Origin of the sequence: Cytobacillus luteolus, assembly GCF_017873715.1 — a bacterium.
Classification (GTDB): domain Bacteria; phylum Bacillota; class Bacilli; order Bacillales; family Bacillaceae_L; genus Bacillus_BV; species Bacillus_BV luteola.
This window is the reverse complement of the sequence record NZ_JAGGKM010000002.1, coordinates 601173-620151: the sequence shown is the minus strand read 5'-3', so window position 1 is coordinate 620151 and position 18979 is coordinate 601173. Positions and strand designations below refer to the sequence as shown.

15 protein-coding genes are annotated in these 18979 nt (G+C 36.2%); 12 read left to right on the top strand and 3 right to left on the bottom strand.

Going from position 1 to position 18979, the window contains the following annotated elements; genetic code table 11:
- The first annotated feature begins 155 nt into the window (after positions 1-155).
- From J2Z26_RS07940 to J2Z26_RS07920, 5 genes are all read left to right on the top strand, one after another.
- Positions 156-848: a response regulator transcription factor gene (locus tag J2Z26_RS07940; RefSeq protein ID WP_193537184.1), complete on the top strand. Its 693-nt coding sequence runs from the start codon at positions 156-158 to the stop codon at positions 846-848.
- Entirely contained in the window at positions 826-3057 is a 2232-nt protein-coding gene (locus J2Z26_RS07935; protein ID WP_193537182.1) for a sensor histidine kinase, read from the top strand. Before J2Z26_RS07940 ends, J2Z26_RS07935 begins: the two co-directional genes overlap by 23 nt.
- Positions 3058-3362: 305 nt before the next feature.
- Positions 3363-4325 (top strand): processed acidic surface protein, encoded by a 963-nt coding sequence (locus J2Z26_RS07930; protein ID WP_193537180.1) that lies wholly within the window; start codon positions 3363-3365, stop codon positions 4323-4325.
- A gap of 3 nt (positions 4326-4328) precedes the next feature.
- The gene (locus tag J2Z26_RS07925; RefSeq protein ID WP_193537178.1) at positions 4329-4955 is read left to right on the top strand and encodes a class D sortase; all 627 of its coding nucleotides are present in this window, start codon (positions 4329-4331) and stop codon (positions 4953-4955) included.
- 172 nt (positions 4956-5127) lie between these two features.
- The gene (locus J2Z26_RS07920) at positions 5128-6513 is read left to right on the top strand and encodes an L-cystine transporter (RefSeq protein WP_193537176.1); all 1386 of its coding nucleotides are present in this window, start codon (positions 5128-5130) and stop codon (positions 6511-6513) included.
- A 41-nt stretch (positions 6514-6554) separates the two neighbouring features.
- On the opposite strand, the gene J2Z26_RS07915 is transcribed toward J2Z26_RS07920, so the two are convergent.
- Complete coding sequence (locus J2Z26_RS07915) at positions 6555-7685, bottom strand: phosphatidylglycerol lysyltransferase domain-containing protein (RefSeq protein ID WP_193537174.1); 1131 nt, start codon at positions 7683-7685, stop codon at positions 6555-6557.
- Positions 7686-7905: 220 nt separating this feature from the next.
- On the opposite strand from J2Z26_RS07915, the gene J2Z26_RS07910 reads away from it, so the two are divergent.
- Both J2Z26_RS07910 and J2Z26_RS07905 read left to right on the top strand, forming a co-directional pair.
- On the top strand, positions 7906-8112 hold the full coding sequence (locus J2Z26_RS07910; protein WP_193537172.1) for a hypothetical protein: 207 nt from the start codon (positions 7906-7908) through the stop codon (positions 8110-8112).
- Positions 8113-8145: 33 nt separating this feature from the next.
- Positions 8146-9423 (top strand): ATP-binding protein, encoded by a 1278-nt coding sequence (locus J2Z26_RS07905; protein ID WP_319638064.1) that lies wholly within the window; start codon positions 8146-8148, stop codon positions 9421-9423.
- Positions 9424-9498: 75 nt separating this feature from the next.
- Here J2Z26_RS07905 and J2Z26_RS07900 read toward each other — a convergent pair whose 3' ends face one another.
- A complete protein-coding gene (locus J2Z26_RS07900) occupies positions 9499-10572 on the bottom strand; it encodes an AbrB family transcriptional regulator (protein ID WP_193537168.1) in 1074 nt (357 codons plus the stop codon).
- A 30-nt stretch (positions 10573-10602) separates the two neighbouring features.
- Positions 10603-11514 carry a DMT family transporter gene (locus J2Z26_RS07895; RefSeq protein WP_193537166.1) on the bottom strand — a complete coding sequence of 304 codons (912 nt, stop codon included), beginning with the start codon at positions 11512-11514 and terminating at the stop codon, positions 10603-10605.
- Between the two features lie 155 nt (positions 11515-11669).
- On the opposite strand from J2Z26_RS07895, the gene J2Z26_RS07890 reads away from it, so the two are divergent.
- From J2Z26_RS07890 to J2Z26_RS07870, 5 genes are all read left to right on the top strand, one after another.
- Positions 11670-12599, top strand: coding sequence for a DMT family transporter (locus J2Z26_RS07890; RefSeq protein ID WP_227413731.1), 930 nt, complete (start codon positions 11670-11672; stop codon positions 12597-12599).
- Positions 12600-12744: 145 nt separating this feature from the next.
- The gene (recQ, locus tag J2Z26_RS07885; protein ID WP_193537165.1) at positions 12745-14892 is read left to right on the top strand and encodes a DNA helicase RecQ; all 2148 of its coding nucleotides are present in this window, start codon (positions 12745-12747) and stop codon (positions 14890-14892) included.
- A 55-nt stretch (positions 14893-14947) separates the two neighbouring features.
- Positions 14948-15694, top strand: a complete 747-nt coding sequence (locus J2Z26_RS07880; protein ID WP_193537161.1) for a glycerophosphodiester phosphodiesterase — start codon at positions 14948-14950, stop codon at positions 15692-15694.
- Positions 15691-17184 carry a glycerol kinase GlpK gene (gene glpK, locus J2Z26_RS07875; protein WP_193537160.1) on the top strand — a complete coding sequence of 498 codons (1494 nt, stop codon included), beginning with the start codon at positions 15691-15693 and terminating at the stop codon, positions 17182-17184. Before J2Z26_RS07880 ends, glpK begins: the two co-directional genes overlap by 4 nt.
- A gap of 121 nt (positions 17185-17305) precedes the next feature.
- Positions 17306-18952, top strand: coding sequence for a glycerol-3-phosphate dehydrogenase/oxidase (locus J2Z26_RS07870; RefSeq protein WP_209794322.1), 1647 nt, complete (start codon positions 17306-17308; stop codon positions 18950-18952).
- The last annotated feature ends 27 nt before the right edge of the window (positions 18953-18979 follow it).

Below are 18979 nucleotides of genomic sequence, written 5' to 3'. Positions count from 1 at the left end.
TATTTTAGCAGAATGATTTCTAATATAAAAGAGATACAAATTTACTATTTATCATTCAATCTTAAGAAATTCTTAAGATTTTTTAGTATTAATTGTTAAGATTTACTGGTTACTATGAAAGTACTAGGTAATTGAAGCTTGAAAGTAGGGTGACGATGGATAAATATTTTGTGTTAGTTGTAGATGATGAAAAGGAAATTAGAGACGCAATAGAGATTTATTTAAAAAATGAAGGGATTGTGGTGTTAAAAGCTAAAGATGGAATTGAAGCATTGGAAATCTTAAATGAACAACAAATTCATCTGATTATTTTAGACATTATGATGCCGAAGCTGGATGGAATTTCGGCTACTTACAAAATCCGAGAGAAGAAAAATATCCCGATTATTATTTTAAGTGCAAAAAGTGAGGATACCGATAAAATATTAGGTTTGCAGGTTGGGGCAGATGACTATGTAACAAAGCCATTCAACCCTATGGAACTAGTGGCAAGGGTAAAATCACAACTTAGAAGGTATGTTACCTTTGGAACGTATGAAGGCATGAACAAGGTTATTAATTTAAATGGATTAACAATAGACCCATCTGCAAAAGAAGTAGCTGTTTATGGGGATCCAATAAAACTCACCCCAATAGAATACAAGATCGTTGAGCTTCTTATGCAAAACGCTGGACGGGTATTTTCTATTAATGAAATCTATGAAAGAGTGTGGAAAGAACCAAATTTTAATGCTGAAAATACTGTAGCTGTACATATTCGAAAAATTCGAGAGAAAATTGAAATTGATGCAAAAAATCCGAGATATTTAAAGGTGGTGTGGGGTATTGGGTACAAAATGGAAAAGTAGAATTATAATACTCTTTTTTGCATTCTTACTAACATTTGGTACAACTGGGGTGTTAACTTTCTTCGCAGTGGGGAGTACGTACTTTAACAAGGATTATTTTCATACACATAGTTTTCAGACTGAATATACGAACTTAGCCTGGTATATTACCATGTTTGAATTTAGTGATTTTACAAAGGAGGATGCAAAGGCGGCCATTATAGTAACCGATGAAGATATTAATGAACATCGATATCGTTACGGTGATCTTCCCGAACAAATTAACAACATTAATGGGCAGTATGAAAGTCGCATTCAGGAGGCTATCTCTTCCCAAAACCAGGAAATAGCTGACGCGCTTATAACAGAAAGAGACAACAAGATAGAAGATATTACAGCTAATTTTAATAGTGATGAACATGTGCGTGCCAAAGTGAAAAAAGAGAAAGAACAGGCAGTGGAGCGCTATTTTAAAGAAAGGGAAAGCTACCGTTCTGATTATGTCAGATACTCTCAAGATTTTCTTTACTATTTTGAAGAAAAGGGAACGGAGAATGTTTTCACTAATATCAATTTAGGAAATGATTCAATTGAGTCTTATATGAGTAAACAAGATATATTGTTTAAGACAAATTTCTCATTTTTAAGAGAAAATTTAATTCATAATAATGTTCATGGGTATGAGGAAATCTTAGAGAATACAATTCCAGAAACGATTGGATTTATTGAAGGAGAAATTATTGTACCTAAATCAACTTCGAGTAGGGTTTATCAAAACTATGAAAACTATAAAATGAAGCAAAGTGTAGTGATTGTTTATATTGTTGCAGGTTTCATTGCATTGCTTTTAGGTATTTTCATTGCAAGAAAGGCGAAGGCAACAGAGAGTGAATTAGCATGGTGGAGGACCTGGTATTCTAAACTTCCAATTGATTCAAGAATCGTATTTTTGCTTTTAACGACCTTTGGTACTTTTATCTCAATAGTTTTGTACATCAATCAATTTTTATATTTCTTTGACTATCCGCAAACATATGGCTTTGAACTGATTATCTGTTTAATTGCTGGTTCGTTCTTCATGGCCTTAACTATTATCCAAGGTAAGCTTATTGCTCCAGAATTGAAGAGTCGGAAAAACATAGAAGAACAATGGCAAAAAGGAATGATCTATAAGACATGGGGTGAGTTAAAAAAACTTGTAAAAAATATAATAGAAAGCTTAAACGAAGCTTTTTTAAATCGAAGCACTGGAACACAGCTTTTTGTTGTATTAGGGATCCTATTTGGCTTAGGTTTAGCAGCTTCCATGGTATTTGTTCATCCAGTGTTTTTCCTTTTCTACCTAGTTCTTCTAGCTGTAATAGGTATACCAATCGTTATGATATTGGTACGTCGAGTAGGAGAGTTCAATCGAATTTATGAAAAAACGAATGAATTAGCAGCTGGAAAGATGGGGCCAAACTTAGATATATCAGGAAGTTCTATCTTAACAAGTCTTGCAGAAAATATAAATGTTTTGAAACAAGGGGTAAAAGCATCACAAAATGCTCAAGCGAAAAGCGAACGGTTAAAAACAGAATTAATAACGAATGTAAGTCATGACTTAAGAACACCACTAACCTCTATTATTTCCTATGCTGAGTTGCTCAAAAAAGAAGGTGTTTCTGATGAGGATAGAAATGCTTACCTTGAAATCATTGATCGGAAATCAAAGCGTTTAAAGCTTTTGATAGATGATCTATTCGAAGTATCTAAGATGGCTAGTGGAAATATAGAACTTCATAAAGATAACGTTGATCTTGTTCAACTATTACAACAGTCTTTTGCAGAATATGATGACAAAATTAAAGAATCTACTTTGCTATTTCGATTTAATACACCAGAAAAGCCAATCAATGCAACGGTTGATGGGCAAAAACTATGGCGAGTATTTGATAATCTCATAGGAAACATAATCAAATACTCTTTAGAAAATTCTAGAGTATATATAAACATCGTTGAAAAAGAAGGACAAGTTGAAATTTCATTCAAGAACGTATCTAAGTATGAGTTAAGCAACAACATAAATGAGCTTTTTGAAAGATTCAAGCGGGGTGACGAATCAAGAAATACGGAAGGCTCAGGACTAGGACTTGCAATCGCAAAATCAATCATTGACCTCCACGAAGGAACCTTAGAACTCGATATTGATGGTGATTTATTTAAAGTAACCATTGTTCTTAATCAATAGGTTATTATATTTTATTAGTATTTTTCATATTTTTATTCAGAGTAAGGTTATTCGCTAGAATCCAAGAGACTCCTGCGGGAGTAACACGTCAACGGGATACCCCACAGGCGCAGAGCGCCGAGGAGGCTCCCGGACTGCCCGCGGAAAGCGAGTGGATTCTAGCGAATAACCCCTGTGTAGTTATTAAACACTATTGATGGCTACCAAACAATAATGAAAAATATCCTTTAAAATTATATTATTAGATGCATTATCTTCCTGTAATTTCACATAATACCATTAGAAAATTACAGGAGGTAAGATTGATGAAAAGAGTCATTCAACTATTTGTTATAGGCATTATTCTGTTTACTGCATACGCTAATCCAACCTTTGCTGCAATTACCGATCAACAATTGGACAAATATTTAACAGATATAGGATGGACACGTGAAGAACTGCAAGAGTACTTTGATTACTTTGAATTATCACTAGATCAATTTGCAACCATCGAAGAACTACAGACCGAATTAGGCACCCCTTTAACTGAAGAGAACTTTGCGCAATTATTGGCTGCTTATAATATGACAGAAGTTGAGGTGAATGAACTATTTGCAAGTTTCGGTGATTCTGTTGAAGATTATTTAATTTATGAAGAACTAGATGCTTCGATTGACTTTTATTTGAACCATGATGAATACATGAAGGAAGCAGAGGGATTCCTTGCTGATGTCGGCCTTACAGAGGAAGAGGTTGATACACTCTTTAATCATCTAATGTCATTGGACGAAACAGAGCTAGAGCAAAGAATGGAAGAGGTTGCTGCTAAACTAGAGCCATTTACTATGCTTGACCCTGAGGCAGAACTAACCGATGCACAGAAAAGTGAACTAGCTGCTATTTGGTCAGACATGATGAATCTAATAGGTTTAAATCCAAACTATCATCTGTTAGATGAGAATGGAGTAGCAACCCCCGTATCTTTTCAGGAATTATTAGGAATGAATGACTTAGGGGGAAAAAGCCTAGTATTAGAGCTGTATGATTTGGAAGGCAACCTTCTATTAGATATGCAATTATCGGATGAAATGCTTACTTCGGATTATCTATTTCAAGCTGCTAACCAATTAGTAGATGTTGGTGACCTAGCTGGTGAATTGACAATAGTTAAGCATGATACCATTCCAAAGACAGCATCACCTTATTTGATAAACATGCTTTTTGGACTATTGATCATATTCGTTGGGTTCCTAGTCTTTCAGAAGACCCGTAAAAGAGAGCAATTTTAAGCTATGAGAAAGCTATCTATCATTCTTATCGGATGTGGGTTCACCTTCTTTTCCTGGAATTTGTACTCCTATTTAGTAGGTTACACAGCTACTACTACAATTGAAGATAGCCAAGTAACAAGACAAGCAAAGATGCTTACGAAAGCTCAGTACCCGAAAAATGATGTCGAGTTGTATGAGGATATTCCTAGCATAGGCGAAAGTATAGGAGACTTGACCATTCCGAAGCTAAAACGTACTTTTCCAATCATTCAAGGTACAAGTAAGTCGGTATTAAAAAAGGGAGTAGGGCACTATACGAAAAGTGCCCTACCGGGTGAAAATAATAATTCCGTTCTCTCAGGTCATCGTGACACAGTTTTCCGAGGGCTGAAGGATATAAAGGTACATGACAAGCTTTTCGTTTCGACTGTTGCTGGTGAATTTGAGTATGTAGTCAAAAAGATTAGAATCGTCGATGCGAAAGATAAAACGTCCTTAATGCCTCGTCCACGAGGTACATTGACACTAACAACATGTTATCCTTTCAATTACATCGGCCGCGCCCCAGAAAGATTTGTCGTTGTTGCGGAGTTAACCTCCCAAAACACTCGTAACGGTCACTCTAAAAAGTTTATAACAAGACCTTGAATGCTTAACCTTACAGTGATGTAAGGTTTTTTTCTGTTTGCTTAATGTTGATGTTAAAGCTGATGGAAGACTTAAAAAATAATTTTTAAGACAAGGAAAGGTTAATCCTCCTGTACATATAGTATTAATAGGATAAAAATTTTATCCATTAAAGTGACAAAGGGGGAAGAGGATGGGGACCTTATTAATTATCGTTAATATTGCTTTTATGATTTTATTACTTTACGGTCTTTATTTTATGCAGAAAAAGCACGTATCTTTTTCTAAAAGAGTCTTTTTAGCTCTAGGATTAGGGGTTGTCTATGGTTTTGTTCTGCAACTAATTTATGGTGCTGGTTCAGAGGTGCTAAATGGATCCATTCAATGGTTCAATATTGTGGGTACAGGTTATATAAAATTCCTGCAAATGATTGTAATGCCACTCGTTTTCATCTCAATTATCGCTGCTTTTACGAGAATGAAGCTCTCTAATAATATAGGGAAAATTAGTGGAATGATCCTAAGTATATTAGTTGGTACAACTGCAATTGCTGCTGCGGTTGCAATAACGGTGACATTAGCATTTGGCTTGGAGGCTGTTGAGATTCCACAGGGTGAAGCAGAAACTTCTCGTGGAGAGCAAATGGAACAAAGAGCAGCTGATGTTACAACACGAACACTTCCTCAGCAAATGCTTGATTTTCTGCCTGCTAATCCATTTTTAGATTTCACAGGTGCTAGACCAACTTCTACGATTGCAGTCGTTATTTTTGCAGCAATTATCGGGATTGCATTCCTCGGAGTACGAAGAAAGAACCCAGAGCATGCTCAAACTTTCTCAAAAATTGTAGATACCTTCTATAGTATTGTAATGAGAGTAGTCACACTTATCCTACGACTCACACCGTACGGCGTACTTGCGATTATGACAAGAGTTACGGCTACAAGTAATTATGAAGCAATCATGAAATTAGGAAAGTTCGTCATTGCGTCCTATGTAGCATTGTTGATTGTCTTCATTATCCACCTAATTCTTATAGCGATTTCAGGGTTAAATCCACTAACGTATGTGAAAAAAGCTATACCTGTACTAACATTTGCATTCACTTCCCGTACAAGTGCTGGTGCATTACCACTAAATATCAAGACTCAAACAAGAGACTTGGGTGTATCAGACGGTATAGCGAATTTCTCAGGGTCATTCGGTCTATCAATTGGCCAAAACGGTTGCGCAGGTGTTTATCCAGCCATGCTTGCTGTCATGATTGCACCTACTGTTGGGATTAACCCTCTGAACCCTGGTTTTTTAGCAACTCTAATTCTTGTTGTAGCTATTAGCTCCTTTGGGGTCGCGGGTGTAGGAGGAGGAGCTACTTTTGCAGCAATCCTCGTATTATCTGCAATGGATTTACCTATAGCCTTAGCAGGTTTATTAATTTCAGTGGAACCGCTAATTGATATGGGACGTACAGCTGTTAATGTAAGTGGAAGTATGACGGCAGGTGTTATAACAGGTCGGTTGACAGGCGAACTTGACACGGCAGTTTATGATGATACTAAGGAACAACTTGAGGTATAGGTGTGAAAAGCCACATGAGTTTACTAAACTCAAGTGGCTTTTTAACTTGCTCTTCTTAGGAAATACCTTAATTTATCAACCATTACATAAGTAGGGTTAGGTTTACTGTTGATTAACAAAATTAGCTGGAAAAGCACAATAGGAATCCAGGTTTTCTTGTAAGCCAGATATTTGGGTTCCCAGCCACAAGCAAATTTACTTTTAAAGGCTCTTAGACCTTTAAACTTGTAGAGTGAGTTCCCGTGAAGATACGCGAGTTTTAATAATTTTTCAAAATGAAATGAAGAGCAACTCGTACCTACATTTGCTAATGGTGCCATGCCTAGGCTACAGAATTGATAATGATGTTCTTTTGCCCAATTAAAGATGTGAACGAAAAGGACATCCATTGTACCGTTAGGACTATCATCTGTTTTTCTCATCAAATCAATACTAATTGAGTTTTTATAATCAGTTGCTAAAGTAGCAAAGGCGACAATATTACCTTGGCCATCACTTAAAATAGCTAGTGGAAACCTAGATACATATTCTTCTGTAAATGAAACGACAGAAAATCCTTTTTCTTTATTGTTACCTAGCCATGACTCTGAAATTGTTTTTATATCTGATATAAGTTTATTTGAATATGGAGGATGGATTACACGAAACGTGAATGAACTACGAGTAAGTTTATTCATACTTGTTCGGAGCTTACCATTTTTCTTACCTTCAAGTGTGAAATTGTTTAGGTTAACAAGACCTTCTTCTCCAAGTTTTAAAAATTCATAACCCATATCTTTGTAATAGTCTAAATTTTGAGTGTTGACCTGGTAATAAACAGGTTTTAACCCTCGTTTTCTACTGTATTCATCAAATTCCCTTATTCCATACCCAATAAATGAAGGATCACCAATAGGATCTCCTAAAACAATTAGTTTGTTTGCAATTCTCTTATAGGCAATTAAAACTTTTTGGTTAGTTGTCCAGTACACTTCTTTATCCTGAAGATAAATTAAATGGGAAAGATGACTGCCTCCATGCTTTTTTAGAAAAGAGGTGATTTGGTCCATATTTAGTTCCTTATAACAGGTAGTTACTTCAATTTTAAAAAGTTGCTTTTTAAAAAAGTACATGATCAAGCAAATTATAAGTAATATACTAAAATCTAAAAAAGAAAACTGCGTATCAAACATGCATAGTTCCCTCCTGAGAAAATTCACATAGATAAAGATACCATACTAAAGCTTTTAGAAATAGATAATTTCTTTTCCAAAGGTATTTTTCTTTCAAAACTTTGAAGGGAAATTGTGATTTTTTGTCGAAAGTACACTTTAGGAATAATACCAAACTACTATTAGGGACGAAATGAAATCTTGTTCTTTCCTATTTGGCTATGGAAGGGAGTGATTTCAATTGTTGTTAGATAAGAATGTAGCAGTCAATATGACACTTGAAGAAGCAGGGGACTATATTTTAAATATGGTTGAGAAGTTCATTGATGTGAATACATTTTGCATTACAAGTATCAATGAAACGAGTAGTTACTTTGTTAGCGCATTCAATCGATCAGATCAAATTGCTAGTTCAGGAATTACTATTTCAGTTTATGAAGCTTATTGACATCTTTTATTTAAAAGTGGTCGGGAACCACTTATCATAAATGATGCACTACAACATCACGATACATGTGATATGGAAATCACGCAGAATTTCCAAATTAGAAGCTTTCTAGGGGTGCCTATATTTCGGAAAAACGGAGAATTATTTGGAAACCTTTGCTGCTTTGATAAAAATATCTATTCATTTACGCAAGAGGATTTACAACTACTTCAAACAATGTCAACCTTCTTTACCTATGTGGTTGAGCTTGAGCAAAATAAAAAACAGGTAGAGATTGATTATTCAAAGCTTTATAAAGAAAAACAGTTACTGCTTGATTCACTTTCTGAAGGTGTTTTCGGTCTTGATCTTGATGGGAAAGTTAGATATAGCAATCGCTCTGCTCTTGAGATAACAGGATATTCGACTCATGAATTACAAAACGAAAGTCCTTCTTCTACGTTCCTTAAAGGAATTAATAACACGAGTATCCATCTAACGTTAATAGATGGCTTAAGAAGAACACAAAAGGATGAAACCTTTCATAGGAGTAATGGGGTTTATTTTCCTATTGAGTATACAAGCGTTGGCATTATTGAGAATGATCATATTATTGGAGTTGTCGTTACCTTTAGAGACATTACAGAGCAGAAGAAGGCAGACGAGCTTATGCTGAAATCAGAAAAGTTAAATTTAGCTGGCCAGTTAGCAGCAGGTATTTCACATGAAATCAGAAATCCACTTACAGCTATTAAAGGCTTTTTCCAACTGATTAAATCGTCAACCCAAAAGGATGAATACTTTACAATCATTGATAACGAGCTAGAGAGAATTGAAGAGATTTCAAGTGAGTTATTAATGCTTGCAAAACCTCAAACTAAGAGGCATGAAAAGTATAACTTGTATGACATTATTAATGAAGTCAAGCTATTATTGGAAACACAAGCTATTATGAAGAGCATTTTAGTCCGAACCGAGTTCGAGAGCTCATATTTAGAGGTGGTTTGTGATAAAACAAAGATAAAACAAGTCTTTATTAACTTAGTCAAAAATGCAATAGAGGCCATGGAGAAAGGGAATATCACGATAAAGGTAAGCTCCTGCCCTAATCATATAAGCATAACCGTTGAGGATAATGGTCCAGGAATTTCGAAGGAGCGCTTAAATAGAATTGGAGAACCTTTCTATTCAACGAAAGAAAAGGGTACAGGATTAGGTTTATTGACTAGCTATAAAATTATCGAAAATCATAATGGTACAATTTCTGTTGATAGTGTTGTTGGTAAGGGAACTACATTTTTAATAACCTTACCACTTGAAGTAGAGGGTTAAATTGAGACTGGAAGGTTAGAAGTAAACGAAAATCAGTCCGATCTCTTAGAGATTCGGACTGATAAGTCCTTCTACTTATCTGCTTGATGTTAAACTAGCAAGATTCTTTCTCTGTTTTAACGTAAAAAACCATTTTAAGATACTTGGTACAAATAGAATGATAAACAATAACCGAATAAATTGTAATGAACTAACAATCGCAGGGTCAGCTCCAACGGCTTTTGCTGTTAATACCATTTCAACAAGTCCACCAGGTGCAAAGCTTAGTAGCGCAGTTGGAAGGTGGAGGTTTGTCGCTAATGAAAACAAATAACCAAGACCAAAAGAAGTGGCAATGATAATCATTGCCAAAAGAAAATAAATACCACAGTATTTTCCTCCTAATTTTAAATCTTGTATTGTTATTTTACTCCCCATGCTTATCCCTACAGATACTTGTGCAAGAATGAGTAAGAGACTAGGAAGCATAGGTAATTCAACACCACTACTATTTAACAAGGCTGTTGCCAAAAGCGGCCCTATCACATAGGCTGCCGGCAAACGATTACGTAAAAGCCACCCTGCCAAAATAGGTATAATAAACCATCCGTAAGAAAAAATACTAGCATAATTGTGCACATTTGCCACTGTCTGAAAAGGAACCACTGATTTTGAAGCAAACATGTAAACGACTAGAAAAGGAACTGTAAAAACAACAGTAAGTAGTCGTACGGTTTGAAAAATCGTTACCATTGCAGAATTAGCTTGCACAGATTCACTTGCTGCAACCATTTCTGATAAACCGCCTGGGATTGAACCAAACACGCTCGTAGCAGAATCAATGTCAATAAATCGAGCTGCTACTAAACTATTTATAACACTGACAGCTAACAATACAATTGTTGTTAGTAAGAATGGAAGAATATAAGGTCCTACAGTGGTAAATGTTGCTGCAGTAAATGAGAGGCCAAAAAATATACCTAGAATGACTAATCCTCCATTAAAGATAGCTTTTGGCACTGTCTTTTCTTGTGGACGGATTGCCTTCCATAAGATCATTGCTGTCATTGGTCCAAGAATCCATGGGATTGGTATATCTCCTAAGTAAAATAGATAGCCTGCAATGGCTGCAATTGCATAACTTTTAAAAACACTTCCCAAATGTTTCATCTTATCACCTCGTGTACTACTTAACATGTGCTACATATCTAACTTGGTGTGAGTGGTCTGGCCTATCACTTTTTCTTTTGTTGTTAAATAAACGCCTACTAGTACAACACATCCACCAAAAAACTGATGCCACGTTATTGCTTCTCTAAAAAAGATAAAAGAACCAATTGCTGCAAACACTGGTACCAGGTTTAAAAAAACCGAAGCCAATGAAGGGCCTATATTTTCAACTGCCTTGTTCCAGCCAATTAATGCAATGACAGATGGGAAAATTCCTAGATAAAGAAGGGACAAAATTGAATTCCAATTCCAGCTAATGGTATGTAGTGTATTCCATTCAAAAGTAGTAAAAGGAATCATAATTACAAGTGCTGTAAATAGAATTGACAATAATCCACCATACAACGGAAATTTTCCTGAATGACGCTTAACGACAAATGAATATAGGACCCAGAAAATGACAGCTAAGCACATCAGAATATCTCCGAAGTTAAAAGAAAGTGATGTGATAACCTCCAACGACCCTTTTGATAAAACCCATAGAACACCTGCCATTGAGATAAAAACACCTAGTAGCTTGCGTTTTTCCATTTTCTCTTTTACTAGTAAAAATCCGATAATGACTGAAAAAATGGGTGTTGATGATTCCACAATTCCAGCATTAATAGGGGAGGTGAAGTGTAATGAATAATAAAGTAGGGTATTAAAGGCGGCAATCCCTGTAAAGGCTAAGATGACAATAACTTTCCATTCTTTAAGCCATAACTGCCTATTTTGGTTCCATTCTTTAAGACCTAAGGGTAATAGTATTAAGAAGGCAATAAATAGTCGTAGGAATGCTAATGTAATTGGCGGAATTGAATCTGCCACAGCTTTCCCCACTAGTAAATTCCCCGCATAAATTGCTGCAACAATGATTAAAAGGATATATGAATTTGCCAAATTAGCACTCCCTTTACTGTGATGTTACATTACAATGTTTCTATTATACTAAAATGCTATGAGAATAATAAGTTAATTCCATTAAATATTTTGTCTCTCGAAATAAATTTTATTTTGGTTTATAATTAATCATCGTACATCAAAGAGAGATTGGGATGAGAAAAAAAGTGAAAAAACCATTATTATATGGATTATTATTATTTGTCATGGTCGTTTGGGGATTTAATGTCATTGCTGTAAAGATTATTGTCGAGAGTTTTTCGCCTGTAACTATAACCTCATTGCGTGTTTTTCTTGCAGGGCTAGTTGTATTAGCGGTTTTATTTTATCGTAAGGAATTAAAAAGGGTAACTAAGCAAGAAGCAACCTATATTTTGATTGGTGCCTTTTCTGGAGTGCTAGGTCATCATTTATTTTTAGCAGTAGGATTAACAACTACAACAGCGTCAAATGCTGCGCTCATTTTGGGGCTAATTCCCTTGGTAACATCAATTTTTGCAGTTCTATTCTTAAAAGCCCGCTTTACAATTACTAAACTACTAGGTGTCATTTTAGGATTTACAGGTGTATCGTTTATTGTTATGAACGGGGCTGGAGTTCATTATATAAGCATTGGAGATTTCTATATCTTTTTATCGGTAATTGCTCAAGCTATCAGTTTTATCTTTATTAAGAAGGCTACTCAAACTTTAGAAGCGAAGGTTATGACCTGCTACATGCTTATTTTAGGGGCAACTTTCTTATTTATTACAAGTTTACTAATGGACCCAAGCGGAATAACTAGTTTAAGTGAGGGGACTTCAGCTGCTTGGTTAATCTTTTTAGCGTCTGCTGTGATCGCTACAGGAATCGGTCATATGATTTACAACAGTGCTATCCATCAATTAGGTGCTGGCGAGACTGCTATTTTTATAAACTTAACACCCTTTTTTGCACTAGTAGGCTCTGTCTTATTTCTAGGTGAGAGTATTACTTCGTTTCAATTACTTGGTTTTATTTTTATTATATCAGGCGTACTGTTGGGAAGCGGTATTTTCGATCATAAGTTCGTTCGAAACAGCAGTATCCCTTTAGCAAAATCCTAGCTTCATAGAACGGAAAGACGACTGCCGTTTTTCCGTTTTTTCTTCTTTACACCTTCAGTTCCTAAACGAAAGCCCTCCTAACATTAATGATTCCAATCATGTTAAAATGAAAAAAACGAAAAAATCGTAAAGCAAGGTGATAATCATGCTCGAACAAGCCAAACAACTCTTACAATCTTATTTTGGATATTCTTCCTTTCGAAAGGGACAAGAAGAGATTATCTTAAATGTGCTAAATGGAGAGGACACTCTGGGGATTATGCCAACAGGTGGAGGGAAATCGATTTGCTATCAGATACCAGCCTTAATGGCTAATGGCGTAACAATCGTTATTTCCCCTCTCATTTCACTTATGAAAGATCAGGTGGATGCCCTTTTACAGACCGGTATTTCAGCAACATATATTAATAGTAGTTTAAGTCATCAGGAAATAGAAAATAGACTTGAAGAAGCAGCAAACGGTGAATTTAAGTTAATCTATATTGCACCTGAAAGACTCGATTCAAGCTCTTTTCGTAGATTGCTCTATAAATTAGATGTGTCAATATTAGCAATAGACGAAGCTCACTGTATTTCACAATGGGGTCATGATTTTAGACCAAGTTATCGTTCCATTCAATATATGATTCAGGAGTTGCCAGTAAGGCCGGTAGTAATCGCTTTAACTGCCACAGCAACGAAAGAGGTTACTTCCGATATTAGCCAATTGTTATCGATTGATGAGCAGGATGTTTTTATAACAGGTTTTAAGAGGGAAAACCTTTTGTTTTCAGTTATTAAAGGTGAAAATAAACGGGAATTTGTGACTCGGTATTTGAAAGAGAACCAGAATCAGGCTGGTATTATTTATGCTGCCACAAGAAGAGAAGTAAATGATTTGCATAACTTCTTAGTTAAGAGTGGATATCGCGCTGGAAAATACCATGCGGGACTCTCAGAAGAGGAGCGCAATGACAATCAAGAAAAGTTTCTATATGATGATTTAACAATTATGGTTGCAACAAATGCTTTTGGTATGGGAATCAATAAATCAAATGTTCGGTACGTGCTGCATTTTAACCTTCCTAAAAATATTGAAGCCTATTATCAAGAAGCAGGACGAGCTGGGCGTGATGGAGAGCCGAGTGAGTGTCATATTTTATACGGTGCGCAGGACATTCAACTTCAAAAGTTCTTAATTGAGCAAACGGGCCTGGAGTTTGAGAAAAAACAGAATGAATATATCAAACTGCAACAAATGATTGATTATTGTCATACTGAAAAGTGTTTACAATTATACATTCTCGAATATTTTGGTGAGGAACATGAGACCCGCGGTTGTGGGCGGTGTCTACACTGTAGAGATAACCGTGAACAAATTGAAATTACAACAGATGCATTGAAAATTTTCTCATGTATTAAACGAATGAATGAGAAATTTGGGAAAACACTTGTCGCTCAGGTGCTAAAAGGATCAAATAATAAAAAGGTAAAACAGTTCCGCTTTAATGAATTATCGACCTATGGTCTAATGAAGGAATATACAGAAAAAGATATAGTTAGTCTCATTGATTTTTTAGTAGCTGAGGGCTATGTATCTCTATCGAACAGTCAGTTTCCAATCTTAACTTTAAATGAAAAAGCGTTGTTTGTTATAAAGGGCCAGGAAAAGGTCTATAAAAAAGAAAAATTAAAAACAAATACAATCATCGAGGATAATGGCTTATTTGAATTATTAAGGGATGTGAGGAAGAAAATTGCTTCCCGTGACTCCATACCTCCTTATCTTGTTTTTTCAGATAGTACATTAAGAGAGATGAGTCAGAAATGCCCGCGAAATGAAAAAGAAATGTTTGCTGTTAAAGGTGTTGCACAGGTGAAATTTGAGCGTTTTGGTCAGGACTTTCTTCAGGTTATTCAGGAGTATATTGGTGAAAATGACGAATCTGAAACAAAAATCATCGATGTTCAGATAGACGAAGGAGAACCAAGAGTCATAAACGATGATGGGAAACCTAGTCATATTGTATCTTATGACTTGTTTCAAGCAGGAATGGGGATCGATACCATTTCTAAGAAACGGAATATGAAGCCTATGACAATTCAAGACCACTTAATACGAGCTATCTCTGAGGGGCAAGAAATTGATTGGGAAAGGATTGTTCCGAATAAATTTGAAGCATTGATCTTTTCCAAAATAGAGGAGCTTGGTGCAGAAAAATTAAAGCCGTTAAAAGAAGCACTTCCGGATGAAATAGATTATTTTGCCATAAAGGGTGCAATTTGCAAAAGAAGCTTAATGTCTTTTATGTAAGGGTAATAAACTAATAAAGTAGACGGTATTTGACTCGCAAGTAGGGGGAATATGTATGAAACTAACTTCAATCTTTGCCCACAGAGGTAGTAAAGGGAACCGACCAGAAAATACATTAGCAGCTTTTCGTGAAGCGTTGTCATTGGAAATCGAAGGAATTGAATTAGATGTACATATGACAAAGGATAAACAATTAGTCGTAATACATGATGAAACGGTTGATCGAACAACAAATGGAAAAGGATTCGTAAAGGATCTAACGCTTGATGAAATTAAGGAGCTGGATGCTGGCACTTGGTTTTCAAAGGAATATGAAGGTGAGAAGATTCCAACTCTAAGTGAAGTTCTAGAACTGGTTAAGCCCTCAAACTTTACGTTGAATATTGAATTAAAAAATGATGTATTCCTTTATGAAGGAATAGAGGAAGCCGTGTTAAAAGAAGTTGAAAGTTATTCTTATATAGACAATGTCATTCTATCATCCTTTAATCATTACAGCATTAGAAAATGTCTTGATTTGTATCCTACACTTGAAACAGGAGTTCTTTTTATGGAAGGTTTGTATAAGCCATGGGAGTATGCTAAATACGTTGGTGCAACTTCTATTCATGTGTATGAGCCAGCGGCGGCCTATTATGTACAAATGCAGGAAGCTAATTCGATTCCAATACGTACGTTTACTGTAAATAAGGATGAAAGTATCGAATTTTTTATTAGGAATCACATTGATGCAATTTTTACTGACTACCCTGAAAAGGCTTTGGGAATTCGATCGCAAATTGAGAGGGAGGGCAACAAATGAGTAAAGAATATATCCTGTCTCTAGACCAGGGAACAACAAGTTCCCGAGCGATATTGTTTAATAAAGCTGGTGAGATTGTTCATATTGCTCAAAAGGAATTTACTCAAATATTCCCGAATCCTGGTTGGGTTGAGCATAATGCAAATGAAATCTGGGGTTCGATCCTGGCTGTTATCGCATCAGTTCTTTCGGAATCAAACATCAAACCAGTACAAATTGCAGGAATCGGAATTACGAACCAACGCGAAACTACCGTAGTTTGGGATAAGGGAACTGGCCAACCAATCTATAATGCAATTGTTTGGCAGTCTAGACAAACCTCTGAAATTTGTAGTCAATTGAAAGAGCAGGGACATGAAGAAACATTCCGAAAGAAAACTGGATTAGTAGTAGATGCTTACTTTTCGGCAACAAAAATCAAATGGATCCTTGACCATGTTGAAGGTGCAAGAGAAAAGGCTTTAAAGGGAGAATTATTGTTTGGAACCATAGATACATGGTTAATTTGGAAACTTTCCGGTGGTAAAGTACATGTAACAGACTATTCTAATGCCTCTAGAACACTACTATACAATATTCATGAACTATGTTGGGATGAGGAGCTACTCGAAATCTTATCCATACCAGAATCAATGTTACCGGAAGTACGCTCGTCCTCTGAAATCTATGCAAAAACAGCTACTCATCACTTTTTCGGTAAAGAAATCCCAATTGCAGGAGCAGCAGGAGACCAACAGGCAGCATTATTTGGTCAGGCTTGCTTTGAACAGGGGATGGCGAAGAATACGTATGGTACAGGCTGCTTTATGTTAATGAATACGGGTGAAACAGCAGTTGAATCAAAAAGTGGACTCCTTACAACCATCGCATGGGGTTTGAATGGGAAGGTTCAGTATGCACTTGAGGGTAGTATTTTTGTGGCAGGATCAGCGGTTCAATGGTTACGTGATGGGCTGCGAATGCTGCAAAATGCAAAAGATAGTGAACTTTATGCCAGTAGGGTAGAATCAACTGAAGGTGTGTATGTTGTGCCGGCCTTCGTTGGATTAGGTACACCTTACTGGGACAGCGATGTTCGTGGTGCCGTGTTTGGATTAACAAGAGGAACATCAAAAGAGCATTTTGTAAGGGCTACCCTTGAATCTATGGCATATCAAACCACAGATGTATTAACCGCAATGGAGGCAGATTCGGGAATTTTGCTAAAAGCCTTGCGAGTAGATGGTGGAGCAGTGAAGAATAACTTCTTAATGGATTTCCAAAGTAATATATTAGGAGTTCCAGTTGAAAGACCAACCATTAATGAAACGACAGCACTTGGAGCCGCCTATTTAGCCGGTCTAGCTGTTGGTTATTGGGAAAGCCAAGATGACATTGCAAGCCAGTGGAAAGTGGAAAAGTTATTTGAACCAACCATGTCGGCTGAAAAAAGAGAGAACCTGTACAATGGCTGGAAAAAGGCTGTGCATGCAGCAATGACTTTCAAATGATTGGAATTAAAGTGCTTATTATAAAATAAGGTAATATATGGATAGCTTTTCAAGGCCACAAATACATTATAGATTCTATAGTGTTTCGTGGTCTTTTTTACGATAAAAGGAGGTTTATAAAATGAATGTGAAATTTTCGGGGATGGCAAGATCCATCATTTTATATGACCTTAAAGATAAAGAGGTAGATGTACTAGTCATCGGAGGAGGAATTACAGGTGCAGGTATCGCATTAGATGCTGCTAGTCGTGGTTTATCTACAGCCTTAGTTGACATGCAGGACTTTGCTGCAGGGACCTCCAGTCGGTCAACCAAGCTCGTCCATGGTGGCCTACGTTATCTAAAGCAATTTGAAGTCAAAATGGTGTCGGAAGTTGGAAAGGAACGTGCTATTGTTTATGAAAATGGTCCACATGTCACGACACCTGAATGGATGCTTTTACCCATTTACAAAGGGGGAACGTTTGGCAAATATACGACATCTATGGGCTTACGAGTCTATGATTTTCTAGCGGGAGTTAAGAAGTCTGAACGAAGAAAAATGCTCGATGCTTCAACCACTTTAGAAAAAGAGCCCCTTTTAAAAAAAGAAGGACTAAAAGGTAGCGGTTATTACGTTGAATATCGTACTGACGATGCTAGGCTTACAATTGAAGTGATAAAGAAGGCAGTTGAATTTGGTGCAAGAGCTGTAAACTATACTAAGGCGGTTGATTTTCTCTTCGAAAATAAGAAAATCAATGGTGTAAAGGTAGTCGATCAGTTAACGGGTAAAGCATTTAACCTATATGCAAAAAAAATTGTAAATGCTACAGGTCCATGGGTGGATTTTGTCAGAAGGTATGATCTTTCCCGAAATGGGAAAACGTTAAAGCTAACGAAGGGTGTTCATATTGTTATTGACCAAAAACGGTTCCCGCTGAAACAAGCGATATATTATGATACCCCAGATAATCGAATGGTATTTGCAATCCCAAGAGATGGAAAGACCTATGTTGGAACAACAGATACCTTTTATGAAGATGATTTAGCTAATCCTTTAATAACCAACTCAGATCGGGATTACCTTCTTCAAACCATTAATCACATGTTTCCAACTATACAAATTACCTCAGAGGATATCGAATCCAGTTGGTCTGGCTTGAGACCATTAATCCATGAAGAAGGGAAACACCCTTCAGAAATATCACGAAAAGATGAAATTTGGGTGTCTGACTCTGGTTTAATTACAATTGCTGGTGGAAAATTAACAGGCTATCGAAAAATGGCAGAGACAGTTGTGGACTTGATTGGCTCTAGTTTAAAAAAAGAAATAGGAAAGAAGATACCAAGTTGTCGTACCAAAAGAATTGCAATATCCGGTGGGGATATACATGATCTTGATAGGTTTATAGAAGAGCAGGTAAGCCATGCACAAAAGTTTGGACTAACAAAAGAGGAGGTAAGAATACTAGCAAAGCAATATGGAACGAACTTAGAAAAGGTGTTTTCAATTCTTGAAGAAAATAGCCATTTAAATAAATATCAACTACCAAAGAATCTTTTTGGAGCTCTTATCTATTGTATAGAGCATGAAATGGTTGTGAAACCAAGTGATTTTTTTATTAGAAGAACAGGAGCACTATATTTTAATCTAAACCAAGTTGAGCAATCAAAAGAAAAAGTTCTTAACTTCATGTCGAATTACTATAAATGGTCATTAAAGGAAACTGAACTTAATAAAAAAGAACTTGAACAACAACTTAAAAACGCAAAAACTTCGTATTAATAAGAAATTTCTCAATAAAGGTAAGGT

What these genes read in the sequence shown, in the direction of transcription:
- J2Z26_RS07930 (WP_193537180.1), top strand. Translation starts at nt 3,363, where the DNA reads ATGAAAAGAGTCATTCAACTATTTGTTATAGGCATTATTCTGTTTACT.
- J2Z26_RS07870 (WP_209794322.1), top strand. Translation starts at nt 17,306, where the DNA reads ATGAATGTGAAATTTTCGGGGATGGCAAGATCCATCATTTTATATGAC.
- glpK (WP_193537160.1), top strand. Translation starts at nt 15,691, where the DNA reads ATGAGTAAAGAATATATCCTGTCTCTAGACCAGGGAACAACAAGTTCC.
- J2Z26_RS07890 (WP_227413731.1), top strand. Translation starts at nt 11,670, where the DNA reads ATGAGAAAAAAAGTGAAAAAACCATTATTATATGGATTATTATTATTT.
- J2Z26_RS07880 (WP_193537161.1), top strand. Translation starts at nt 14,948, where the DNA reads ATGAAACTAACTTCAATCTTTGCCCACAGAGGTAGTAAAGGGAACCGA.
- J2Z26_RS07940 (WP_193537184.1), top strand. Translation starts at nt 156, where the DNA reads ATGGATAAATATTTTGTGTTAGTTGTAGATGATGAAAAGGAAATTAGA.
- recQ (WP_193537165.1), top strand. Translation starts at nt 12,745, where the DNA reads ATGCTCGAACAAGCCAAACAACTCTTACAATCTTATTTTGGATATTCT.
- J2Z26_RS07920 (WP_193537176.1), top strand. Translation starts at nt 5,128, where the DNA reads ATGGGGACCTTATTAATTATCGTTAATATTGCTTTTATGATTTTATTA.
- J2Z26_RS07925 (WP_193537178.1), top strand. Translation starts at nt 4,329, where the DNA reads ATGAGAAAGCTATCTATCATTCTTATCGGATGTGGGTTCACCTTCTTT.
- J2Z26_RS07900 (WP_193537168.1), bottom strand. Translation starts at nt 10,572, where the DNA reads ATGAAACATTTGGGAAGTGTTTTTAAAAGTTATGCAATTGCAGCCATT.
- J2Z26_RS07915 (WP_193537174.1), bottom strand. Translation starts at nt 7,685, where the DNA reads ATGTTTGATACGCAGTTTTCTTTTTTAGATTTTAGTATATTACTTATA.